Annotated in this window: 17 protein-coding genes; all 17 read right to left on the bottom strand. The window is 70.0% G+C overall.

Annotation, left to right across the window (positions count from 1 at the left end; genetic code table 11):
• Window positions 1-279: 279 nt before the first annotated feature.
• The 17 genes from HEP73_RS12010 to HEP73_RS11930 all read right to left on the bottom strand — a co-directional run bounded on the left by HEP73_RS12010 (window position 280) and on the right by HEP73_RS11930 (window position 22983).
• Window positions 280-2280: a chemotaxis protein CheA gene (locus HEP73_RS12010; protein ID WP_185820171.1), complete on the bottom strand. Its 2001-nt coding sequence runs from the start codon at window positions 2278-2280 to the stop codon at window positions 280-282.
• Between the two features lie 34 nt (window positions 2281-2314).
• Complete coding sequence (locus tag HEP73_RS12005; RefSeq protein ID WP_003470902.1) at window positions 2315-2680, bottom strand: response regulator; 366 nt, start codon at window positions 2678-2680, stop codon at window positions 2315-2317.
• Window positions 2677-2985: an STAS domain-containing protein gene (locus HEP73_RS12000; protein ID WP_074375519.1), complete on the bottom strand. Its 309-nt coding sequence runs from the start codon at window positions 2983-2985 to the stop codon at window positions 2677-2679. The genes HEP73_RS12005 and HEP73_RS12000 overlap by 4 nt, the downstream gene beginning before the upstream one ends.
• A gap of 293 nt (window positions 2986-3278) precedes the next feature.
• A complete protein-coding gene (locus tag HEP73_RS11995; RefSeq protein ID WP_185820170.1) occupies window positions 3279-4739 on the bottom strand; it encodes a chemotaxis protein CheW in 1461 nt (486 codons plus the stop codon).
• A complete protein-coding gene (locus HEP73_RS11990; protein ID WP_185820169.1) occupies window positions 4736-5518 on the bottom strand; it encodes a ParA family protein in 783 nt (260 codons plus the stop codon). The genes HEP73_RS11995 and HEP73_RS11990 overlap by 4 nt, the downstream gene beginning before the upstream one ends.
• Complete coding sequence (gene motD / locus HEP73_RS11985) at window positions 5518-6507, bottom strand: flagellar motor protein MotD (protein WP_185820168.1); 990 nt, start codon at window positions 6505-6507, stop codon at window positions 5518-5520. Before motD ends, HEP73_RS11990 begins: the two co-directional genes overlap by 1 nt.
• A gap of 9 nt (window positions 6508-6516) precedes the next feature.
• The gene (locus HEP73_RS11980; protein ID WP_185812935.1) at window positions 6517-7257 is read right to left on the bottom strand and encodes a flagellar motor protein; all 741 of its coding nucleotides are present in this window, start codon (window positions 7255-7257) and stop codon (window positions 6517-6519) included.
• Window positions 7258-7585: 328 nt separating this feature from the next.
• Window positions 7586-9319, bottom strand: coding sequence for a chemotaxis protein CheA (locus tag HEP73_RS11975; protein WP_185812934.1), 1734 nt, complete (start codon window positions 9317-9319; stop codon window positions 7586-7588).
• Window positions 9320-9323: 4 nt separating this feature from the next.
• Window positions 9324-9932, bottom strand: coding sequence for a protein phosphatase CheZ (locus tag HEP73_RS11970; RefSeq protein ID WP_185812933.1), 609 nt, complete (start codon window positions 9930-9932; stop codon window positions 9324-9326).
• Window positions 9932-10324, bottom strand: a complete 393-nt coding sequence (cheY, locus tag HEP73_RS11965) for a chemotaxis response regulator CheY (RefSeq protein ID WP_010341542.1) — start codon at window positions 10322-10324, stop codon at window positions 9932-9934. Before cheY ends, HEP73_RS11970 begins: the two co-directional genes overlap by 1 nt.
• A gap of 18 nt (window positions 10325-10342) precedes the next feature.
• Window positions 10343-11092, bottom strand: coding sequence for an RNA polymerase sigma factor FliA (locus tag HEP73_RS11960; protein WP_185812932.1), 750 nt, complete (start codon window positions 11090-11092; stop codon window positions 10343-10345).
• Window positions 11089-11973 (bottom strand): MinD/ParA family ATP-binding protein, encoded by an 885-nt coding sequence (locus tag HEP73_RS11955; RefSeq protein ID WP_179564490.1) that lies wholly within the window; start codon window positions 11971-11973, stop codon window positions 11089-11091. The genes HEP73_RS11960 and HEP73_RS11955 overlap by 4 nt, the downstream gene beginning before the upstream one ends.
• A complete protein-coding gene (gene flhF / locus HEP73_RS11950; protein WP_185820167.1) occupies window positions 11960-13420 on the bottom strand; it encodes a flagellar biosynthesis protein FlhF in 1461 nt (486 codons plus the stop codon). The genes HEP73_RS11955 and flhF overlap by 14 nt, the downstream gene beginning before the upstream one ends.
• A gap of 182 nt (window positions 13421-13602) precedes the next feature.
• Window positions 13603-15666 (bottom strand): flagellar biosynthesis protein FlhA, encoded by a 2064-nt coding sequence (flhA, locus tag HEP73_RS11945; protein ID WP_185816590.1) that lies wholly within the window; start codon window positions 15664-15666, stop codon window positions 13603-13605.
• Window positions 15667-15683: 17 nt separating this feature from the next.
• Window positions 15684-16814, bottom strand: coding sequence for a flagellar biosynthesis protein FlhB (flhB, locus tag HEP73_RS11940; RefSeq protein WP_185812931.1), 1131 nt, complete (start codon window positions 16812-16814; stop codon window positions 15684-15686).
• Between the two features lie 104 nt (window positions 16815-16918).
• Window positions 16919-19816: a ligand-binding sensor domain-containing diguanylate cyclase gene (locus tag HEP73_RS11935; protein ID WP_255423478.1), complete on the bottom strand. Its 2898-nt coding sequence runs from the start codon at window positions 19814-19816 to the stop codon at window positions 16919-16921.
• A gap of 215 nt (window positions 19817-20031) precedes the next feature.
• A complete protein-coding gene (locus tag HEP73_RS11930; RefSeq protein WP_255423477.1) occupies window positions 20032-22983 on the bottom strand; it encodes a ligand-binding sensor domain-containing diguanylate cyclase in 2952 nt (983 codons plus the stop codon).
• Between the last annotated feature and the right edge of the window lie 33 nt (window positions 22984-23016).

Here is a 23016-nt window from a genome sequence, read left to right as displayed (position 1 = left end):
GAGTCGCGTTTTGTCTACTTCATAACGGCGCTGCCCTCTGGACCTTTAGGCGGCTCGATCACCTGGTACACGTTGCCGATGTCGGGATCCGGCCGCGCTGTGCCTTCTGCCTGGCGACGCCGTCCGCCGCTTCCGCGATGTGCGGCACTCTCTGTTGCTGGCTGGGTGGCTGTTGCAGGCGTGCACGCGCAGGCGTGGCCAAAACGCAAAAGCCCCGGCATCGCTGCCGGGGCTTGGGTCTTGCTGGCCGCGCAGCGCGCGGCGATCGGCCAGGAACGATCAGGCCGCTTGCGGCACCTTCAATGAACGCACCAACCCGCCGATGTCCACGATCAGCGCGACGCGGCCGTCGCCGAGGATGGTGGCGCCGGAAATGCCGCCGATGCGCCGGTAGTTGTTCTCGATGTTCTTGACCACCACCTGCTGCTGGCCGACCAGTTCGTCCACTTCCAGCGCGATCTTCTGGCCATCGGCCTCGACCACCACCACCAGCGGGTCGGCTTGCTCGGTGCGGCCATAGCCGTACGAATCGCTGAGCGAGAGGATCGGCAGGTATTCGCCGCGGACCCGCAATACGCGGCCTTCGCCGGCCATGCTGCGGATGTCGTCGGGCTGCGGCTGCAGCGCTTCGAGCACGTAGGCCAGCGGCAGGATCAGGGTCTCGCCGGCGACCGACACGGTCATGCCGTCCAGGATCGCCAGGGTCAGCGGCAGCCGGATCAGCACGCGGGTGCCGCGGCCGGAATTGCTTTCCAGCTGCACTTCGCCGCCCAGGCCCTGGATGTTGCGGCGGACCACGTCCATGCCCACGCCGCGGCCGGACAGGTCGGTGACCGCGTCGGCGGTGGAGAAGCCGGGGGCGAAGATCAGGTCCCACACCTGCGCGTCGGTCGGGTTGTCCGGGACCGCCAGGCCGCGTTCGGCGGCCTTGGCCAGGATGCGTTCGCGGTTGAGGCCGGCGCCGTCGTCGCTGACTTCGATGACGATGTGCCCGCCCTGGTGCGAGGCGGCGAGGGTGATGGTGCCGGTCTCGTCCTTGCCGGCGGCGCGGCGCGCTTCCGGCATTTCCAGGCCGTGGTCGATCGAGTTGCGCACCAGGTGCACCAGCGGATCGGCGATCTTCTCGATCAGGCCCTTGTCCAGCTCGGTGCCTTCGCCGATGGTGCGCAGCCGCACCTGCTTGCCGAGGCGGGTGGACAGGTCGCGGACCAGGCGCGGGAAGCGGCGGAACACCGCATCCACCGGCAGCATGCGCACGCCGATCACCGCTTCCTGCAGGTCGCGGGTGTTGCGTTCGAGCAGGTCCAGGCCGGCGAACAGGCGTTCGGCGTGGGCCGGGTCGAGATCGCCGGAGACCTGCTTGAGCATGGCCTGGGTGATGACCAGTTCGCCGACCAGGTTGATCAGCGCATCGACCTTGTCGACGCTGACCCGGATCGAGCTTTCCGCTTCGTGCGCGGCGGCGGCGTTGCCGGCCGGCGCATTGGCGGCGACGGCGGCGGCCGGCGCAGCGGTGGCGCTGGCCGGCGGCTGCGCCAGGGTCGGGGCGGGCGCGTTGGCCAGGCTCGGCGGCGGCACCGCGCGGATGTCCAGTTCGCAATCGTCGATCACCCAGGCGAAGGTGTCTTCGATCGCGCTGCGCGGCACCTTGGCGACCAGGCCCAGGTCCCAGGCCAGATAGGCCTCGAGCGGGTCGAGGTCGCTGAAGCCGGGCAGGCGCGCGGTGCGGCAGGCGACCTGCAGCGGGCCGAGGTGTTCGAGTTCGCGGATGATGCGCAGCGGGTCGTTGCCGCTCATGAACAGCGACGGCGCCGGGGTGAAGCCGATCTGCCAGGCTTCCGGTTCGGCCGGCTGGTTGGCGGCCGGGGTCGCGACGGGCGCGGCGGCGGCGTTGCCGTTGAGGGCCTGCTGCAAGCGGTCGTGCACCGCCTTGACCGCGACCGGATCGGCCGGGGTGCCGTGTTCGGCTTCGCGCAGCAAGGCGCGCAGCACGTCCACCGACCCCAGGATCGCATCGATCGCGTGCGCTTCCACTTCGCGCTTGCCCGAGCGCAGCTCGTCGAGCAGCGTCTCCAGCACGTGGGTCAGGCCGGCCATCGCCTCGAAGCCGAAGGTGGCGGCGCCGCCCTTGATCGAGTGCGCGGCGCGGAACACCGAGTTGATCACTTCGGGATCGCGGTTGCCTTCTTCCAGCGACAGCAATCCGGCTTCCATCGCGTCCAGCCCTTCGCGGCTTTCCTCGAAGAAGGTGGCGTGGAAACGTTGCAGGTCCATGCTCATGGGCGGGGAATCCGGAAAAAGGGTGGAGAGGAAATCAGCCCAGGACTTTCTGGACGGTGGCGATCAGCTGTTCCGGGTTGAACGGCTTGACCAGCCAGCCGGTGGCGCCGGCGGCCTTGCCTTCGGACTTCTTGTCCGCCGCCGACTCGGTGGTCAGCATCAGCATCGGCGTGAACTTGTAGTCCGGCAGCTGGCGCAGCGCGCGGATCAGCGAGATGCCGTCCATGTTCGGCATGTTGACGTCGGTGACCACCGCGTTGAAGCGCTGGCCCTGGGCGCGGCCGAGGGCGACCTGGCCGTCTTCGGCTTCCTCGACCGCGAAACCGGCCGAGGTGAGGGCAAAGGAGACCATCTGGCGCATCGACGCCGAATCGTCCACCACCAAGATACGTGCGCTCATGCGGCGTTCTCCACAGATTTCAGGTTGTCAGGGGTTGCAGGAAGGCCCAGCGATGCGCTGACCCCTAGCAGACGTGCCGCGTCGCGGAACGTGTCGTTGCAGGTTGCGAACACGGTGCTCTTGCCGTCCTTGCGACGTGCATCGACGAATGCGCACAGCACCTGCACGGATGCGGTATGGATACGGCGGACCTCGCCGGCGTCCAGCTGCAGCTCGTCGTCCGACGCCAGGAACGGGGTCAGCCGTTGTTTCAGGTCGGCGCTGGTCTCGATGCCGAGATCTTCGCCAAGGGTCACTGTGCTCATCATTGCTCCGCACGGAATGGTTCTAGGGCAGATAACGGCCAATGCGCGGGAAGCTTTAGCGGCGCATCGGGAAAGTGCGGCAGGGTTGGCAGTTGCCGGGCCGCCGCCGTGGTGGTGCGTTGCCGCCGGCTTGGGCCCAGGTTGGGCCGTTCCGCATGCGGCCGTTGGGCAGCGCGGCGCCTGGGCGCGGCGCACGGCACTGCGTCGTTGCGGGGTGCTTGTCGACACAAGCTCCCTTTCTTGCCTGTCTTGGCCCGCACGTGCGCAAGCACGGCGCGCCTGTCCTTACGCGTTCAGTGCAGCAGTTGCTCGGCGTCGAGCAGGATCATCGGCTGCTGCCCCAGCCGCGCCACGCCGCGGAACAGGTGGTTGGAGATGCGGCAGATGCGGGCGTTGTCCGGCGGCTCGATCTGCTGGTCGGTGAGGCTGGCCACGTCCTCGACCGCGGACACGCGCAGGCCCAGGGTCTCGCCGTTCTCTTCCAGCACCACCACCCGGGTCAGCATGTCCATCTCGATCGGCGCGGCACCCAGGTGGATGCCCAGGTCGATCACCGGCACCACCTGGCCACGCAGGTTCATGATCCCCAGCATCGCCGTCGGGGTGCCGCGCAGCGCCAGCAGCGGCACCGGCAGCACCACTTCCTGCACCTTCAGCAGTTCCAGCGCATAGGCCTGTTCGCCGCAGCGCAGGCGCAGCCAGCGGGTGCTGCGGTCCGGCGCGCGGCGCTGGTGCGGAGAGGCTTCGTGCGGCGTGCTCGGGGCCATGAACGCCTGCAGGTTGGGCGGCAGCCGCGCGCCCGCGGCCTGCGCGCGCTCGGCCTCGACGCGGCGTTCCGGCGGCACCGCCATCGGCGGGCGCTTGGTCGCGCGTGCGGAGGCGGCATCGTCTTCGGCGGCCAGGTCGCGCGGCGGCGCGGCGGCGCGCTGCATCTCCATCGCCGCGACCACCTCCAGATCGGCGTCGCGCTCGGCGGCGGACGGCGCCTGCTGCGACATGATGCCGGCCAGGGCCGGATCGGCATCGGCTTCGGCCAATACCGCGGCGGCGAGTTCCTCAGGGGTCGGGCCAGCCGGCTTGGGCGCCAGGGCTTGCTGCGACATGATCCCGGCCAGGGCCGGATCGGCGTCGGCTTCGGCCAACACGGCGGCGGCAAGTTCTTCCGGGGTGGGGCCAGCCGGCTTGGGCGCCAGCGCTTGCTGCGACATGATCCCGGCCAGTGCCGGATCGGCATCGGCTTCGGCCAGGACCGCGGCGGCGAGTTCTTCCGGGGTGGGGCCGGCCGGCGGCTTGGGTGCCAGGGCTTGCTGCGACATGATGCCGGCCAGGGCCGGATCGGCGTCGGCTTCGGCCAGGACCGCGGCGGCGAGTTCTTCCGGGGTGGGACCAGCCGGCTTGGGTGCCAGTGCTTGCTGCGACATGATGCCGGCCAGGGCCGGATCGGCGTCGGCTTCGGCCAGGACCGCGGCGGCAAGTTCTTCCGGAGTCGGGCCGGCCGGCGCAGGCGCCAGGGCCTGCTGCGACATGATGCCGGCCAGGGCCGGATCGGAATCGGCTTCGGCCAGTACAGCGATGGCGATTTCCTCCGCGGAGGGGACCACCGGCGCGGGCGCCTCGACGGCGCGCACCGGTTCCGGCGCCGGTGCGGCGCTGGCCGCGGCGAGCGTGGCCTGGCGTTCGGCGTCGCGCTCTTCGGCGATCACGTCGTGCAGCAGGCCTTCCAGATAGTCGTCGATGACCCCGGGCGTGTTCATGCGGCCTGCTCCATCGGCACGGCGTCGCTGGCGATCAACCATTCCAGCGCGCGGCGGTAGGCGGCCAGGCCGCGGCCGGGGTAGTCGCCCGGAACGCCGGCCACCGTCAACGCCTTGACGTTGCAGATCTTGGTGTCGACCGGGATCGCGTCTTCCCAGACCCGCTCGCCGTAGCTGTCCTGCATCTGCTTGAGGGTGTCGTTGCCGGCGCGGGTACGCTTGTCGAACAGGGTCGGCAGGATCGAGGCGGGCAGGGGACGGCGGCGCGAGCGCTCGACCATGTCCACGGTGCGAACCATGCTGGCCAGGCCGTGCAGTGCCAGCGGCTCGGCCTGGGTCGGGATGATCACCCGGTCGGCCGCGGCCAGCGCGTTGATCATCAGCAGGCCAAGGGTCGGCGGGCAATCGAGCAGGATGTAGTCGTGCTGGCCGGCATGCCGTGCCATCGCCTGCTGCAGCGCCAGGCCCAGCCCGGGCTGGTTGGCGCTGCGCCGCTCCAGCGTGGCCAGCGCGGTCTGCCCGCAGACGTAGCTCAGGCGCTCGATGGCGCTGTCGCGGGCCAGTGCGGCCAGGTCGCTCGGCGGCGTGGCGAACAGGTCCAGCACGCCGCTCGGCGGCGGATCCTGCGGCACGTCGAAGGCGCGGGTCAGCGAGGCGTGCGGATCGAGATCCAGCATCAGCACGCGGTGGCCGAGCATGGCCAGGCCACGGCCCAGCGCCAGCGTGCTGGTGGTCTTGCCCACGCCACCCTTCTGGTTGGCAATCGCCCAGATGCGCATCAGTTCACTCCTTCAATGGCGGCAGGTACCGCGCGGGGCTGGCCGGCATGGCCGGCAGCCACCGCGGCGGCATGTAGCGGGGTCGCCGGCGCGGCGCCGGCGGTATCGGTCAATCGGTCTTGCGGCGACGGCGTGCCGGTGGCGGCGATGGGCGCCGCGTCGCTGCCGCTGTCGGGACCGCCGGCGTCGGCCAGGATCACCAGCACCACGCGGCGGTTGGCGTTGCGGCCGGCCTGGCTGTCGTTGTCGGCACGCGGGCGGAACTCGCCGTAGCCGATCATCGACAGCCGCGACGGTTGCAGGCCCTGGTCGGCGAACAGGTGCACCACGCTGGCCGCGCGCGCCGCCGACAGTTCCCAGTTCGACGGGAACTGCAGGGTGGCGATCGGGCTGTTGTCGGTATAACCCTCCACGCGCACGCCGTTGGGCACCGGCACCAGCACCTGCGCCAGCTGCGCCAGGGTGGCGCGGGCGCTCTGGTCCAGCGACGCGGAGCCGGAGCCGAACAGGATGTCGCTGTTGATCTCCACTTCGATCCACAGCCCGGCGTGGCGCACGGTGATCAGCTTCTTCTGGATCAGCGGCGCCAGGGCGGCGCCGAGCCGGTCGGCGATGCCGTCGAGCTGGCGTTGCGCACGCCGCAGCTGGTCCTCGTCGCGCAGCGCGCTGGGCGAGCGCAGCGGCGAGGCCGAGGGCAGCCGGTTCGGGTCGGGCAGGGACAGCGCCGGGCTGGACTTGATCGGGGTCGGGCGCGCGCCGCCCTGGCCCTGCATCAGGTGATCGCCGACCTGCACCGGGCTCATCGTCCGCGGCGCGCCGCCGAAGGCGGTGCTCATCGCGTCGGCCATGACCCGGTACTTGGCCTCGTTGACCGTGGACAGCGCGTACATCACCACGAAGAAGGCGAGCAGCAACGTCATCAGATCGGCATAGGGGATGGCCCATGCCTCATGGTTGACGTGATCTTCGTGCTGACGCTTGCGGGCCATAGTGGTGGGTCAATGCAAGAAGCCGGCCAGCTTCGATTCGATGTTGCGCGGATTCTCGCCCTGGGCGATGGCGATGAGCCCTTCGATGATCATTTCGCGCTCGCCGCTGCTGTGCTTGATCACGCTCTTGAGCTTGCTGGCCATCGGCAGGAACAGCAGGTTGGCCGAGGCGATGCCGTAGATGGTGGCGGTGAACGCGGCGGCGATGCCGTGGCCGAGCTTGCTCGGGTCGGCGAGGTTCTTCATCACCGCGATCAGGCCCAGCACCGCGCCGATGATGCCCAGCGTCGGCGCATAGATGCCCATGCCTTCGAACACCTTGGCCGCGGCCAGGTCGCAGTGTTCCTGGCCGTCGAGGTCGATTTCCAGCATGTGCCGGATCGATTCCGGCTCCACCCCGTCGACCAGCATCTGCAAACCCTTGCGCACGAACGGGTCGGGCTGCTGCTGCACCTGGTTCTCCAGGCCGAGCAGGCCCTGGCGGCGGGCGATGTTGCTCCACTCCACGATCTGCTGCAGCAGCGCCTGGCGATCGCTGGCCGGCGGATGCAGGATCCACTTGGCGATCTGGAACGCGCGCCTGAACACCGCCGGCGGGGTATGCACCAGGATCGCGGCGACGGTGCCGACGATCACGATCACGAACGCGGCCGGCGACCACAGCGCGGAAACGCCGGCGCCCTTGAGGATGCTGCCGCCGACCAGCGAGGCGATCGCCAACAGCAAGCCAATGAGACTGAGTTTGTCCATGCAGGAGGTATCGGCCAGCGGGCTTGGGACTTGATGGGGGTGGGGCCGGGATTCGGGATTCGGGATTCGTAAAAGCGCGGGTGCCGACATTTGGTCGGGTTGCTGTGGCAGCAGTTTCGGGCGCGGTGCAGCGTGGCGGTGGCCGCAGGACATGCAAAAAGCTGTCGGAAGGCAACAGGCGCCGCTTTTGCGAATCCCCAATCCCCAATCCCGGCATCACCGGGTCGCGGCTGAAGCCGCTCCTACAAGGAGCGATGCGATGACGGGCGGCCTGCGGGATCCCGCTTTTGCGAATCCCCAATCCCGACTCCCCAATCCCGGCCTTCGATCAGCTCTTCAACCCGTCCACATCCAGGATCAACGCCAGCCGGCCATCGCCGATCAGGGTCGCGCCGGCGTAGCCGGGCAGGCCGCGCAGTGCGCGCGGCAGCGGCTTGATCACCACTTCCTCGCGGCCGCGGACCTGGTCCACGACCAGGCCCATGCGCGATTCGCCGGCCTGCAGCACCACCACGGTCAGCAGCGGCAGTTCCGGCGCTTCGATGTTCAACCAGTGGCGCAGGTCCACCAGCGGCAAGGTATGCGATTGCCGGTCGAGCACGGCGCGGCCGTCGAACCAGCCCAGCGCGCGGCGCGGCGCGTGCAGCACTTCCACCACGCGCGCCAGCGGCAGCGCATAGACGGTGTCGCCGGCCTGCACCAGCAGGGTCGGCAGGATCGCCAGGGTCAGCGGCACGCGGATCAGGAAGCGGCTGCCGCGGCCCAGTTCGGACTGGATCTGGATCTGCCCGCTGAGTTCGCGGATGCGCGACTGCACCACGTCCATGCCGACGCCGCGGCCGGAGATGTCGGTGACTTCGGATTTGGTCGAGAAACCGGGCAGGAACACCAGGTGCAGGCATTCCTCGGTGGTCAGGCGCGCGGCGGCTTCCGGATCGATCAGGCCCTTTTCGCGCGCCTTCTGCCGCAGGCGTTCGGGGTCGATGCCGGCGCCGTCGTCCTGCACTTCGATGCTGACGTAGTCTCCTTCCTGCTGCGCCGACAGGCGCACGTGGCCGCCGCGCGGCTTGCCGGTGGCTTCGCGCAGCGCCGGGGTCTCGATGCCGTGGTCGATCGCGTTGCGCACCAGATGCACCAGCGGATCGGCCAGCGCCTCGACCAGGTTGCGGTCCAGTTCGGTGTCGGCGCCGATCAGTTCCAGGTCCACTTCCTTGTTCAGGGAGCGGGCGACGTCGCGCGCCACCTTGGGGAAGCGAGAGAACACCTTGCCGACCGGCTGCATGCGGGTGCGCATCACCGCCGATTGCAGGCGCGAGGTGGCGATGTCCAGGCTGCTGACCGCGCGGTCCAGTTCTTCGTCGCGCAGGCGCACGCGCAGGGTCTTGAGCCGGTTGCGCGACAGCACCAGTTCGCCGATCAGGTTGACGATCGCGTCCAGGCGCTTGGTGTCCACGCGCACGGTGTGTTCTGGTTCGGCGGCTTTGGCCGGCGCACCTGCGGGCTTGGCGCTCGGCGCCGGCCGCGGCGCGGCGGCCGGTACCGGCAGCGCGGCCGGCGCGGCGCCGCCGTGCAACTGGTCGAGCAACGCTTCGAATTCGTCGTCGTCGATCATGTCGCTGTTGCCGCCCGCGGCGGGCAGCGGCGCGGCGACGGCGGCCTTGGCGCTGGGCGCGGCGGTTTCTTCGCCGCTGGTGGCGAACTGCGCGATCAGCTGTTGCGGCGCGCGCGGCGGTTCGCTGCCGCTGCCGAACGCGTCGAGCATCGACTGCAGGTAGTCCAGCGACTGCTGCGCGGCGTCGAAGTGCCGTGCCTGCAAGGTGGCCTGGCCGGCGCGGGCCTGGCCCAGGGTGTCCTCGGCGGCGTGGCACAGCTCGACCATGGCGTTGATCGCCAGAAAGCCGGCGCCGCCCTTGAGCGTGTGGAAACCGCGGAATACCGCGTTGAGCTGGTCGCTGTCCTCGGGCGCCTGCTCCAGCGACACCAACTGCTCGCCGAGCCGGTCCAGGATTTCCTGGGCCTCGATGATGAAGTCGGCAGCGATGTCGTCGGGGACGGCGCTCATCGGATTACAGCCCCAGTCCGGACAGCAGGTCGTCGGCGTCGTTCTGCGACACGCCGTGGCGGTCCAGTCCGGCCAGCGCCGGGCCGGCCAGGCTGCCGTCGGGCTTCTTGTCTTCCTTCGGCGGCAGGCCGAGCGCGCCGAAGCCCTCGTGCACGCGGCGCACGATGGTCGCCACGCGGCGGATGATCTGCCCGGTCAGGTCCTGGAAGCTCTGCGCCAGGGCCATCTCGGTGAGGTTGTGGCGGATCTTGTCGAGGATCTCGCCCTGGTCGCCGGTCAGCCCGCCGGCGCGCAGCTGTTCGGCCAGCGCGCGGCATTCCTCGGCCAGGTCCAGAGTGCGGTGGCTGGCCTTCTCGGTCATCTCCACCACGTGGTCCAGACGTGAGCAGGCGTCGTCCAGTTCGCCGGCTTCGCTGGGAATGACCGGCAGCTCGCCGAGCGCCTGGCCCAGGTCGCGCGCCAGCCGGCTCAGGCCCTGCATCATCGGCCGCGTGCGCCAGGCGGCGAGCGTGTCGATTTCCTTGCGCCAGGCGGTTTCGTCGCCGCGCTCCAGTGCGTCCAGCGCACCTTGCAGGCGTTCGATCAGGGCGCTGCGTTCGGCGGTGGCTTGCATCAGGCGGTCGCTCCCAGGCGTTCGAAGATCTTGCCCAGCTTCTCCTGCAACGTCTGCGCGGTGAACGGCTTGATGATGTAGCCGTTCACGCCGCACTGCGCCGCCTCGATGATCTGCTCGCGCTTGGCCTCGGCGGTCACCATCAGCACCGGCAGGTGCTTGAGCTTGTCGTCGGCACGAATGTTGCGCAGCAGGTCGATGCCGGTCATGCCGGGCATGTTCCAGTCGGTGACCACGAACTCGAACGGTGCCGAGCGCAGCGCAGCCAGCGCACTGTTGCCGTCTTCGGCCTCTGCAGTGTTGGTGAAGCCCAGATCGCCGAGCAGATTCTTGACGATGCGCCGCATCGTCGAGAAATCGTCCACGATCAAAATCCGCATGTTCTTGTTCACCGCTAACTCCCTTGGGTCTTATTCTTCGTCTTCCAGGCCGGCGTCTGCCGCTTCGAACGCTTTCAAGCGTCCGCGCAAGCGTACCGTGGCCTGGCCGTGGATCTGGCAGACGCGCGACTCGCTGACACCGAGCACCGCGCCGATTTCCTTCAAGTTCAATTCTTGTTCGTAGTACAGCGACAGTACCAGCTGCTCGCGCTCGGGCAGCAGCGCGATCGCCTTGCCCAGTTCGCGCCCGAACTCGCTGCGCTCGAGCATCTGCTGCGGATTGGGCCCGCCCTTGGCGATGGTGTCCAGTTCGCCGTGGTCTTCGACCCGCGATTCCAGGCTCAGCACCTGGCCGCGCGCGGCATCTTCCATCAATCGCAGGTATTCGGGAAGCGGCATGTCCATCGCCGCGGCCACTTCGTTGGCGGCGGCGGCGCGGCCGGTGCTCTGCTCGATCTTGCGGATCGCCGAGGCGGCGTCGCGGGCGCGGCGGTGCACCGAACGCGGCACCCAGTCGCCGCGGCGGATCTCATCGATCATCGAGCCGCGGATGCGGATCGAGGCGTAGGTCTCGAACGAGGCGCCCTGGTCGGCGTCGTAGCTGCGCGAGGCCTCGATCAGGCCGATCATGCCGGCCTGGATCAGGTCGTCGATCTCGACGCTGGCCGGCAGTCGCGCCGCCAGGTGGTGGGCGATGCGCCGCACCAGGTCCGAATGCTGGGCGATGTAGTCGTTGGAGCTGTTGCGCTGCACGGCGCGGTATTGGGCGGCGGCGTTCATGCGGCGACCCCCCGCTGGATGATCCGTTCGACGAAGAACTCGACGTTGCCGCGCGGCACGGTCGGCGCCTGCCAGCGCGAGGTGCGGCGGGCGATCTCGGCGATCGCCTGCGCCGACGGGCTGGACGGGTAGGCCTTGACCACCGGCTGCTGGCGCTGCACGGCAAGGCGCAGCCAGTCGTCCTGCGGCACGCAACCCAGGTAATTCAGCGACACGTCGCCGAGGAACTTCTCGCACACCCGGCTCAGCTTGTCGTACAGCAGGCGGCCTTCGTTGAGGTCGCGGACCATGTTGGCCACGATCTGCACCCGGTCCACGCCGCGTTCGCGCGACAGCACCTTGATCAGCGCGTAGGCGTCGGTGATCGAGGCCGGTTCGTCGCAGACCACCACCACCGCGTCCTGCGCGGCCTGGCAGAAGGTCAGCACGCTGTCGGTGATGCCGGCGGCGGTGTCGATGATCATCACGTCCAGCTCGCGCTTGAGCTCGGAGAACACGTTGACCAGGCCGACGTGCTGGGCCGGCGGCAGCTCGGCCATGTGCCGGCGACCGGAGGCGGCGGGCACCACCATCAGCCCGTTGGGCATGTCGATCAGCACCTCTTCCAGGGTGCAGCGCCCGGCGACCAGGTCGGCCAGGGTGAACTTGGGGGTCAGCCCGAGCAGCACGTCGACGTTGGCCAGGCCGAGGTCGGCGTCCAGCAGCAGGGTGCGCTTGCCCATGTCGGCCAGCGCCATCGACAGGTTGACCGAGATGTTGGTCTTGCCGACGCCGCCCTTGCCGCCGGTCACGGCGATCGTGCGCACCGGGCCCAGCGGTTCGCTGCGCGTTGCCGACAGGGGGAAGGCATTGGTCAGATTGGCGTAATCACGCGACGGCATGGTTCTGCTCCGGAGTACAGGGCTTATCGGCAGCGCGCCGCAAATCTTCAAGGCGCAATACCAGGCTGGCGGCGTTGGCGCGGTGCAGGTCGTCCGGCACGCGCTGACCATCGGTCACCCAGGTGATGGGAAGCCGGTGGTCCGCGACCACCGACAGGGCACTGCCAAACCGCCCGGTTTCATCCAGCTTGGTCAAGATCACCCCCTGCGGATCGGCGCCGGCAAACCGGCGCACCACCTCGTCCAGGTCGGAGAAATGAGCGTTGGCAGGGAGTACTAGCAAGGACCGGACCACTCGCGAGGCGCGCAGCCAGTGCAGCTGTGCGGCCAGGGCGCGGTCGCGCTGGCCCATGCCGGCGGTGTCGATCAGCACCAGCTTGTAGTCGCGCAGGCGCTCCAGCAGCTGCTGCAGGGCGGCGTCGCTGTCGGCCTCGTGCACGGCGATGCCGAGCTGGCGGCCGTAGCTGTGCAGCTGTTCGCGGCCGCCGACGCGGATGGTGTCGGTGGTGACCAGGGCCACGTCGCGGGCGGCGTGGCGCTCCAGGAAGCGCGAGGCCAGCTTGGCGATGGTGGTGGTCTTGCCGGCGCCGGTGGGGCCGATCAGGGCGATCACGCCGCCTTCCTCGATCGGGTCCAGCGGGGCGATCGGCAGGCGCTTGGACAGCAGTCCCAGCATCAGCCCGCGGCCGCGGTGCAGTTCCAGGTCGGCGGGGATCTGCATCACCACGTCGCGGGTCAGGCCGCTGTCGAAGCCGTAGTCGTCCATCAGCTCCAGCGCCTGGGCGCGCACCGGCGAGCCGCGCAGGCGTTCGTCGGTGAGCCGGTTCATCTCGCGCTCGATCATCTGCCGCATCAGCGCCAGTTCGTCGCGCAGCTGAGTCAATTGTTCGTCGTTCTGGGCGACGGGGAAGCTGGCCACCGGCGCCAGCGTCGGCGGCGCCGGGATCCCGGCGCTGGCCGCAGGCGCGGCGGCCGGCAGCGGCACGACGTTCGCGGCGCTAGTCGCGGCGGCCGGGGTCAGCGACACGGCGGCGATGTCTTCGAGCCAGGCCGGCACCTCGGCGGCGATCGCGGCGGGCTGGGTCAGCGGCCGTGCCGGTGCGGCCTGCGCCACTGTCGCGGTGCTGCCGGCGTTGGCCATGGCGGCGGCCGGGGCACGGCGCTCGCTGATCGCGGCCATCATCGCCATTGCCGGGTTGGCGGCGGCCTTGGCCGCACGCGGCGCCGGATTGGCCGCCGACACCTGCAGCCGCGGCGCCGCCTCTTCCGGACGCGCCGCGTCCAGCGCCTGCTGCACCAGGGCTTCGTCGTAGTTGCTGGCGGCGACGATCTCGATGCCTTCGTCGGTGCGCCGGTTGGACAGGATCACCGCATCCGGACCGTGCTCGTCGCGGACCATGCGGAACGCGGTGCGCATGTCGGGGGCTACGAAGCGTTTGATTTTCATACGTGCACCTTCGGAGCGGGACTCGGGACGCGGGACGCGGGACTCGGCAACAGCAAGGGCTTGGAGGCCGCACCTTGCGATGGCGTTCGGACGTGGATGTGTTTGCGAGAATTCATTTTGTCTATTCCGATTCCTGACCGTTGCGCTTCCGAGTCCCGAGTCCCTAGTCCCGGGTCCCGGCTTCAACTAATCGTTCCCACCAGCTTCAGCCGCTTGTCTTCCGGTACCTCGCTGTAGGACAGCACCGACAGCGAGGGGACGCTGTGGCGGACCAGCCTGGCCAGCGCGGCGCGGACTTGCGCCGGCACCAGCACCACGGCCGGTTCATTGCGCGCTTCCTGCTTGCTGACGCATTCGGCCAGGCTCTGGTGCAGTCGCTCGGCCAGGCCGGGTTCCAGCGCGGCACCGTTGCCTTGGGTAGAGTCTTGCAAGACACGTTCCAATTGCGGGGCCAGGGTGTACACCGGCAGTTCGGCCGACATTCCCGAGATTTCCTGGACGATGAACCGGCCCAGCGCGTTGCGCACCGCGGCGGTGAGCACGCCGGGTTCTTGACTCTGCGGGGCCTGTTCGACCAGCGCCTCGACGATCTTGCGCAGCTGCCGCACCGGGATCTTCTCGATCAGCAGGTTCTGCAGCACGCGCACCACCACCGACAGCGGCAGCGCCTTCGGGGTGAGGTCCTCGACCAGCTTCGGCGCGCTCTTGGCCAGCGTGGCCAGCAACTGCTGCACCTCTTCGTGGCCGAGCAGTTCCGGGGCGTGCTCGCGGATCAGGTGCGACAGGTGGGTGGCGATCACCGTGGCCGGGTCGACCACGGTGTAGCCCATGGTCTCGGCCTGGGCGCGTTGGTGCGGCTGGATCCAGATCGCGTCCAGGCCGAACGCGGGGTCCTTGCCGGCGATGCCGTCGATCTTGCCCAGCGCGCCGCCCGGGTCCAGCGCCAGTTCGCGATCGGGGTGGATGTCGGCGGTGGCCACCGGCACCCCATGCACCAGCAGGCGGTAGGCGTTGGCCGGCAGCTCCAGGTTGTCGCGGATGTGCACCGGCGGGATCAGGAAGCCGATGTCCTGGGTCAGCTTGCGGCGCACGCCCTTGATCCGCGCCATCAGTTCGCCGCCCTGGGTCTTGTCCACCAGCGGGATCAGCCGGTAGCCGACCTCCAGGCCCAGCGGATCGATCGGGCGCAGTTCGTCCCAGCCCAGTTCGGCGTTGGCCTGCGCACCGGCGCTGGCCGCCTGCTGCGCCGGATCCGGCTTGGCTTCTTCCGGCAGCAGGCTGCGCTTCCACATTTTCCAGGCCAGCAGGCCCAGGATCAGCGCCAGCGTCAAGAAAGCGACGTTGGGCATGCCCGGGACCAGGCCGACCAGGCCCAGGATCGCCGCGGCCACCGCCAACGCTTTGTGCTGGCCGAACACCTGGCCCATCATCGAGGCGCCCATGTCCTGCGAGCGCGAGGCGCGGGTGACCAGCATCGCCACCGCCGAGGACACCAGCAGCGCCGGCAGCTGCGCCACCAGGCCGTCGCCGATCGACAGCAGGGTATAGGTGGACGCGGCCTGGCCTACCGGCATGCCGTGTTGCAGGACGCCGACCGCCATGCCGCCGATGAGGTTGATGAACAGGATCAGGATGCCGGCGATGGCGTCGCCGCGGATGAACTTGCTGGCGCCGTCCATCGAGCCGTAGAAGTCGGCTTCCTCGCGGACCTCCTCGCGCCGGGCCTTGGCCTCTTCGCGGGTCAGCAGGCCGGCGTTGAGGTCGGCGTCGATCGCCATCTGCTTGCCGGGCATGGCGTCGAGGATGAAGCGCGCGGTCACTTCCGACACGCGCCCGGCGCCCTTGGTGATGACCACGAAGTTGATGATGGTCAGGATCGCGAACACCACGATGCCGACCGCGTAGTTGCCGCCGATCACGAACTGGCCGAACGCCTCGATCACCTTGCCGGCGGCGCCGTGGCCGTCCTGGCCGTTGATCAGGATTACGCGGGTGGAGGCCACGTTCAGCGCCAGGCGCAGCATCGTGGTCATCAGCAGCACGATCGGGAAGATGCTGAACTCCAGCGGCCGCTTCACATAGACCACCGCCAGCAGCACCATCAGCGAGATCGCGATGTTGAAGGTGAACAGGGCGTCCAGCACCGGCGCGGCCAGCGGCACCACGACCATCGCCAGCATCGCCATCACGATCACCGGCGCGCCGAGGCCGTGCTTGATCATGTCCATCATCTTGCGCGTGTTCATTTGCGCGGCGGGCTGGCTCACGGCTTGCTCCCCGGGGCGAATTCATCGACCTCCAACGGCGGCAACGGCGGCATCGGCCCGCTGCGCCAGGCGCGCAGCTGGTACACGTAGGAGAGGATCTGCGCCACCGCCGAATACAGTCTCACGGGAATTTCCTTGCCGAGTTGCCCTTCCCGATACAAGGCGCGTGCCAAAGGTGGCGCAGACACCACTGCGACGCGGTGCTGCTCGCCGATTTCGCGGATGCGGAAGGCCAGTTCGTCCACGCCCTTGGCGACCACGGTCGGGGCGCGCATGCGGCCGCTCTCGTATTTCAGCGCCACCGCGTAGTGGGTGGGGTTGACCACCACCACGTCGGCGCTGGGCACCGCCTCCATCATCCGCCGCTGCGACAGCTGCATCTGCATCTGCCGGATGCGCCCCTTGACCTCCGGGCTGCCCTCGCTCTCCTTCATTTCCCGGCGCACTTCGTCGCGGGTCATCATCAATTTGCGGGTGTAGTTCCACTTCTGGTACGGCGCGTCGATCGCGGCCAGCAGCGCCAGCGCGCCGGCGGTGTACAGCAGCAGGTGCAGGGTGAAGCCCAGGCCGTCGCCGATGGCGGTCTCCAGCGGCTGCCGCATCAGGCTGCGCAGGCCGTCCACGTTGTTGGAGATGCACAGGGCGGCGGCGCCGCCGACGAAGCCCATGCGCAGCATCGACTTGAACAGTTCGGCCAGGCTTTCCGGGCCGTACAGCCGGGACAGCCCGGCCATCGGGTTGAGCCGTTCGAACTTGGGGATCAGCGCCGCGCCGGAGAAGCGCAGGCTGCCCATCAGGATCGGCGCGACGAAGCCGGCCGCCACGCAGATGCCGACCAGCGGCAGGGTCACCCACAGCAGCCCCAGCAGCAATTCGCCGAAGTGGCCGAACAGCGCGTCCGGGTTGTCGTGCAGGCGCGGATCCGGGCGCAGCGCGGCCTTCATCCAGTTCGCCGCGCCGGCCGCCAGCGAGCCGGACATGCCCATCAGGGCGAAGATGCCGGCGCTGAACACCGCCGCCGTCGCCAGTTCGCGCGACTGCGGGATGTTGCCCTGCTCGCGTGCCTCGCGCAGGCGTTTTTCGGTCGGTTGTTCGGTTTTTTCGGTGCCTTCTTCGTTTTCGGACATGACGGTGAGGCGCGCCGGGCAGGGGATTCAACCCAGCCTCTTGCAAGGACCGTACCGTTCGCCGGACGGCCGGTCCGCGGTGCGCTCCGCCGCGTCGACGCAGCCTAGTCCTGCTGCAGTTCCACGCGATTGCGGCCCAGGTGCTTGGCCCGGTACAGCGCATCGTCGGCGCGGGCCAGCAGTTGCTGCAGGCTCTCGCCTTGCCGGTACCAGGCCACGCCGATCGAGGCGGTGACCGCCAGGTGCTGCGTGCCGACTTGCAGCGGATGCCCGGAGACCGCCACGCGCAGGTTCTGCAAGCGCTCGTGGGAGGGGGGCGGCAGTCCGGGCAGCACGCCCAGCAGTTCCTCGCCGCCGTAGCGGCCGATCTGGTCCGATTCGCGCAGATTGGCGTTCAGGCGCTGCGCGACCTTGGTCAGGACCGCATCGCCGATCAGGTGGCCGTGCGTGTCGTTGATGCGCTTGAAGTGGTCCAGGTCGATCATCGCCACCGCCAGCGGCTGCTGCTCGGCCTGGCTGTGGCGCATCTGCGCGGCCAGCGCATCGAGGATGCCGGCGCGGTTGAGCAGGCCGGTCAGGGAGTCGTGCGAGGCCTTCACCGCCAGCGCGGCGCGGGCGATTTCCAGTTCGCGCTTGTCGTGCTCCAGTTCCTGGGTGCGCAGCGCGACCAGCTCGGCCAGGTGGCGCTCGCGCTGGCGCAGGCGGCGCTCGCGCCAGTGCAGCGCGGCGATCGCCAGCCCGCCGCCGAGCAGCGCGTACAGCGCCAGCATGGTCTGGCTGCGCCACCACACCGGCGCCACCGAGAACGCCACCCGCACCGGCGCCGAGGCGCTGTGCCGGTAGGCGTCGAGCAGTTGCAGTTCGAACGTGTAGGCGCCCGGCGCCAGCGGCGGATGCTCGATCTCGAAGTTGGGCGTGTAGATCCACTGCGTATGCGCGCCTTCGAAGCGGTAGCGCAGCGAGACCCGGTTGCGGTCGTCGTACAGGTCCGGCGATCCGGCCTCGATGTGCAGCGGCTCCTGGTTCCAGGGCAGGCGCGCGCCGGCCGCGATCGGATGGCCGCCGCGGCTGAATTCGCTCAGCGTCACCCCTGGCGCGTTGGCCTGGAACAGGCGTTGCGGGGCCAGGATGTGGCTGACGCCCTTGCTGGTGCCGATCCACACCGAGCCGTCGTGGTCCTCGAAGAACGCCGATTCGGAGATGTCGTCCCACAGCAGTCCCTGCGACTGGGTCAGGCGCGACCAGCGGCGGCCGTCGTAGACGTCCACGCCCTGGTTGTGGCCGATCCAGATCCAGCCGTTGCGGGTGCGTCGGATCAGGTAGATCTGCAGCTCGCGCTGTTCGGACTGCACGCTCGGCCGCAACTGCAGGGTGTCGCCGTCGAGCCGGCCCTGCCACACGCCCGGGTTGTACAGCGCGGCCCAGACCTGGCCATCTTCCTGGATCAGCAGCTTGCTGACCCATGGCTGCGCCGGCTTGCCGTCCAGCTGCAGCCGGATCGGGGTCCAGGTGTTGCCGCGCAGCCGGAACACGCCGGCCGCGCCGCTCAGCCACAGGCTGCCGTCGCGGCGCTGCTGGATGTCCGAGTACTCGCCGCCAGGCAGCGCCTGCACCCGCTGCGGCAGGTCGTTGGACTGCGGCCGCTGCAGCAGGTACAGGCCGTCCGCGGAGAGGATCCAGATCCGGCCGCCGGCATCCAGAAACAGCCGTCTGATCGTGGCGCCCAGGCGCGGATAGCTGCGCAGCAGGCGGCCCTGGCGGTCGTGGTGGCGCAGCTCGCCCAGCGAGCCCAGGCTCCACAGCGATCCGTCCGCCGCGCTCTGCAGGCTGATGACCTGCAACCCGGCATCCGCCAGCCAGGGCTGGAAGCGCTGGTCGGGAAGGCGTTGGCGGTTGATGCCGGCTTCGTTGCCGAGCAGCAGCGCGCCGTCGCCGTTGCGCAGGATGCTCCAGGTCGGCGCGGTGCTCATGCCTTGCGAGACGTCCCAGTTCTCGATCCAGCCGTAGCCGTTCCAACGCACCACGCCTTCGCCGTCCACCGTCATCCACAGGTCGCCGGCGCGGTCGAACAGCAGCACCAGGATGCCGGCGTCGGGCAGGCCGTTGCCGCGGTCGAACTGGCGCCAGTGGTCGTGTTCCCAGCGCGCCAGGCCCTGGCCGGTGCGGATCAGCACGCGCCCCTGCGGATCGAGCAGGATCTGGGTCTGGCCGCCCACCTGGCGCAGGCCGACCCCGGGCGGGGGCCGCGCGACGAAACGCTCGGCCGCGGCCGGCAACTGCATCACGTGCTGGTCGCCGCGCAGCCACAGCGCGCCGTCGCGGTCGCGCACGACATGCCGCCAGCGATCGGGCGGCAGGCCCTGCGCCTGGCCGTAGACCGTCACCGAGCCATCGGCGGCGATCCGGCACAGCGCCTGGTCGCAGCCCAGCCAAAGATCGTCGCCTTCGCTCTGCGCCGCGGCGAGCTTGCCGAGCTGCGGCAGCCGCGCCAGGGTCGCCGCGTCGAACAGCGGCCGCAGCTGCCAGCGTCCGTCGCTGCCGGCCACCGCGCGCAGCGCCTGCTGGCCGCTGAGCAGCACCATGCCCCAGGGCGTGCTGGCCAGGCGCAGCTTGTTCTTGTGCAGCGGCCCGGTCTCCTGCGCGCTCAGCCGACGCAGCTGGGTGCCGTCGTCGACGTAGAGCGCGTCGAAGGTGGCCACCCACAACCGGTGCTCGGCGTCCTCGCTCGCGGCGCTGATGGAATGGCCGCGCTGGCCCTGCAGCGGCACCTGTTCGAAGCGATGGCCATTGAAGCGGTACAGCCCGCTCTCGGTACACACCCACAGGCTGCCGTCGCCGCTCTGCAGCAGGCAGGTGTCGGCCAGGCCGAGCAGGCCCTGGTCGTGGGCGTAGCGGCGCAAGGGAATCGACTGCGCGCGGGCGACCCCGGCCGCCAGCAGCTCCACGGCCAGCCACAGCAGCAGGGCCTGCAGCGACTGCAGGCCGCGCCGGCGCGCGCGCATGCCGGCCCCCTCAGCCGCCGCGTGCGCCGCGGCAGTCATCGGCGGGGACTGGCAGGAAATCCGACATCGCGTGCGGCACCGTGCAAGAAGTGGAGAAGGAGAGCGACGGTTGCATGCCGTGTTCGCGGCGGCCGGCGGCCATGGCGCTACACGCGGGACGCGTAGCTCACTGTCTGTTATCGGCAGCGCGGCGGCCGGGCTTGAGCCGGCGCCGCTCAGCGCGGCACGCTGGCGCCCAGGGCCGGGTCCAGATGCAATTCGATCCGGTTGCGGCCGCCATGCTTGGCCCGGTACAGGGCGTCGTCGGCGCGGCTGAGCAACTGTTGCACCGACTCGTCCTCGCGGTACCAGGCCACGCCGATCGAGGCGGTGACCTCGAGCAGGCCGGCGTCGGTGAGGAACGGGGTGGCGCCGATCACCTGGTGCAGGGCGCGCAGCCGGTTCTGCGCCGGCGGCAGCAGGCCCGGCAGCACCGCCAGCAGTTCCTCGCCGCCGTAGCGGCCGATCAGGTCGGCACCGCGCAGGTTCGCGTTCATGCGCCGCCCGACCCGCGCCAGCACCGCATCGCCGATCAGATGGCCGTGCTGGTCGTTGATCTGCTTGAAGTGGTCCAGATCGATCATCGCCACCGCCAACGGGCTGCCGTCGTTGCGGCAGCGCTGGATCTGCACCGCCAGCGCGTCGAGGATGCCGACCCGGTTGAGCAGGCCGGTGAGGTCGTCGCGCACCGACTTCAGCGCCAGCGCGGCGCGCGCCTGCTCCAGTTCGCGCTTGTCGTGCTCCAGTTCCTGGGTCCGCTCGGCGACCAGCCGCGCCAGGGTGCGCTCGCGCACCATCAACTGTTTCACCCGCCAGCGCCAGACCACGGTCAGCAGCAATGCCGCCGCCAGCAGGTACGCCATCCACGCCAGCGGGCTGCGCCACCACGGCGGCAGGATGGTGAACTCCAGGCGCACCACGTTGCTGCGCGCGCGCTGGCGTTCGTCCAGCGCCTGCACCTCCAGCGCGTAGCGGCCAGGCGAGAGCAGGGTGTAGGTCAGATGCGCCTGCTGGGTGCTGGCCCATTGCTCCTGCAGGCCCTCGAGGCGGTAGCGGAAGCCGATGGTGTCGCTGCCGCCGACCGCGCCGGGGGCGGAGAAGGCGAATTCGATCGGTTGCTGCGACCACGGCAACTGCGCGCCGGCGACGACCGCTTTGCCGGCGCGGGTGGCGCGCAGCAACTGCAGGCGCAGCGGCCGCGCGGCGAACAGCCGTGCCGGTTCCAGAATCTGGCTGACGCCCTTGCTGTTGCCGATCCACACCGAGCCGTCGCTGTCCTCGAAGAACGCCGATTCGGAGGTGTCGTCCCACAGCAGGCCATCGGCCTGGGTGACCCGGATCCAGCGCCCGCCCGACCACAGGTCCAGGCCCTGGCTGCTGCCGACCCACAGCCGTTGCTGCCGGTCCTGGCGCAGCACGTAGGGCACGATCCGCGCCAGCAGCGGGTCGTCGACCTTGCGCAGCGACACGCTGGCGCTGCGCGGCTCGAAACGCCCGCGCCAGACCCCGACATCGCCGAACGACAGCCAGACGTCGTCGCCGGCGCCGATGCTGAACTTGTCCAGCTCCGCATCCGGCAGGGCGTGGCCGCGCAGGCGGATCGACTGCCAGCCCTGCGCCTGGCGCAGGTACAGCCCGTTCTTGCCGACCAGCCACAAGCGGCCGCGCGCATCGTAGCCGCCGCCGACGAACTGGTCGCGCGGCAGGTCGCGCGCCGGCTGCGCGCTGCGTTCGCCCGCCGGCAGCAGGAACAGGCCGCGGGTGGTCAGGATCCACAGGGTGCCGGCATCGTCGAAGAACATGCATTTCATCGCCGACAGCACCTTGGTCTGCTCGAGCATGCGGCCGCTGCCGCGGTCCAGCCGCAACACCCGCCCGGACGACTGGCCCAGCCACAGCGTGCCGTCGGCGGCATCGACCAGTTGCACCGTCTGCCGCAGCGCCTGCCCGTCGCCGTCGGTCAGCGGCAGCATGCGGCCGCTGTCGGGGTCGAGCACATTGGCGCCCATTTCGCTGCCGACGTACAGGCGGCCGTCGCCGCGGCTGCGCAGGATCGACCAGGTCGGCCCGGTCGCCAGTCCCTGCGGTTCTTCCCAATGCTGGATCAGCCCATAGCCCAGCCAGCGCTGCACGCCGCGGCCGCGGGTGCCCATCCACAGGCGGCCTTGGCGATCGCTGAGCATTGGGGAAATGTTGGCCGCCAGCGCGCCCAGGCCCTGCGCGCGCTCGAACGCGCGCCAGTGCCCGGCTTCCCAGCGCAGCACGCCGGTATCGCTGCGGGTCAGTACCCGGCCGGCGGCGTCCTCGACCAGGTTGATGCCCACCGCCATGGTCGACAGGCTGCTGCCCGGCGGCGGCGGGCGTTCGGCGAAACCCGCCGCGCCGGCCGGCCAGGCCAGCACGTGGTGGATGCCGCGCGCCCACAGCGTGCCGTCGCGGTCGCGCAGCAGCGCCAGCCAGTTGTCGTCGGGAACGCCGTCGGCACGGCCGAGCCGCTGCAGGCCGCCTTGCGCGTCCAGCCGGCACAGCTGGTGGCCGCAGCCCAGCCACAGCGCCTCGCCGATTGCGGTGACGCTGGAGACATCGGCCAGCGGCGCGCCGTCGGCCGCGCGCAGCGGTGCGACCTGCCAGCCGCCGGCGGCGCCTGCGGAGATCCGCAGCGGCTGCTTGTCGTTGAGCGCGACGATGGCGTCGCCGAACGCCGCCAGCGATTGCCCCTGGTCGATCCGCAGGCGTCGCCCGTCGGCGCCGGGCACGGCGGCGAAGCGGCGTCCGTCGCCGACGTACAGCGCATTGGACGCGCCGACCCACATGCGTTGCCGGCGATCCTCGGCGATCGCATAGACCAGCGGACTGCCGACGCCGGCATCGCTGCCGACCTGTTCGAAGCGTTCGCGCTCGTAGCGGTGCAGGCCCAACTCGGTGCAGGCCCAGATCACGCCGTGCCGATCGGCGTACAGGCAATTAATGCTCAGGCCCTGCAGGCCGTCGGCCTGCGCGTAGTCGCGGAAACTGTATTCCTGCGCCACGGCGGCGCCGACCCAGGCGCACAGCGCGAGCAGCGCGGCGAGCCGCCATGCGAAGCCGCGCGACGGGGAGGGCGACAGCGGCAGGTGGCTGTTCGGCACGGCGATGACTGGCGTCCCCGGAAGGCGCTGCGC

The organism is Xanthomonas sp. GW (genome assembly GCF_014236815.1).
GTDB lineage: Bacteria > Pseudomonadota > Gammaproteobacteria > Xanthomonadales > Xanthomonadaceae > Xanthomonas_A.
This window is presented reverse-complemented; position numbering and strand designations above follow the sequence as displayed.

What these genes read in the sequence shown, in the direction of transcription:
- HEP73_RS12010 (WP_185820171.1), bottom strand. Translation starts at nt 2,280, where the DNA reads ATGAGCATGGACCTGCAACGTTTCCACGCCACCTTCTTCGAGGAAAGC.
- HEP73_RS12005 (WP_003470902.1), bottom strand. Translation starts at nt 2,680, where the DNA reads ATGAGCGCACGTATCTTGGTGGTGGACGATTCGGCGTCGATGCGCCAG.
- HEP73_RS12000 (WP_074375519.1), bottom strand. Translation starts at nt 2,985, where the DNA reads ATGAGCACAGTGACCCTTGGCGAAGATCTCGGCATCGAGACCAGCGCC.
- HEP73_RS11995 (WP_185820170.1), bottom strand. Translation starts at nt 4,739, where the DNA reads ATGAACACGCCCGGGGTCATCGACGACTATCTGGAAGGCCTGCTGCAC.
- HEP73_RS11990 (WP_185820169.1), bottom strand. Translation starts at nt 5,518, where the DNA reads ATGCGCATCTGGGCGATTGCCAACCAGAAGGGTGGCGTGGGCAAGACC.
- motD (WP_185820168.1), bottom strand. Translation starts at nt 6,507, where the DNA reads ATGGCCCGCAAGCGTCAGCACGAAGATCACGTCAACCATGAGGCATGG.
- HEP73_RS11980 (WP_185812935.1), bottom strand. Translation starts at nt 7,257, where the DNA reads ATGGACAAACTCAGTCTCATTGGCTTGCTGTTGGCGATCGCCTCGCTG.
- HEP73_RS11975 (WP_185812934.1), bottom strand. Translation starts at nt 9,319, where the DNA reads ATGAGCGCCGTCCCCGACGACATCGCTGCCGACTTCATCATCGAGGCC.
- HEP73_RS11970 (WP_185812933.1), bottom strand. Translation starts at nt 9,932, where the DNA reads ATGCAAGCCACCGCCGAACGCAGCGCCCTGATCGAACGCCTGCAAGGT.
- HEP73_RS11960 (WP_185812932.1), bottom strand. Translation starts at nt 11,092, where the DNA reads ATGAACGCCGCCGCCCAATACCGCGCCGTGCAGCGCAACAGCTCCAAC.
- HEP73_RS11955 (WP_179564490.1), bottom strand. Translation starts at nt 11,973, where the DNA reads ATGCCGTCGCGTGATTACGCCAATCTGACCAATGCCTTCCCCCTGTCG.
- flhF (WP_185820167.1), bottom strand. Translation starts at nt 13,420, where the DNA reads ATGAAAATCAAACGCTTCGTAGCCCCCGACATGCGCACCGCGTTCCGC.
- flhA (WP_185816590.1), bottom strand. Translation starts at nt 15,666, where the DNA reads ATGAACACGCGCAAGATGATGGACATGATCAAGCACGGCCTCGGCGCG.
- flhB (WP_185812931.1), bottom strand. Translation starts at nt 16,814, where the DNA reads ATGTCCGAAAACGAAGAAGGCACCGAAAAAACCGAACAACCGACCGAA.
- HEP73_RS11935 (WP_255423478.1), bottom strand. Translation starts at nt 19,816, where the DNA reads ATGCGCGCGCGCCGGCGCGGCCTGCAGTCGCTGCAGGCCCTGCTGCTG.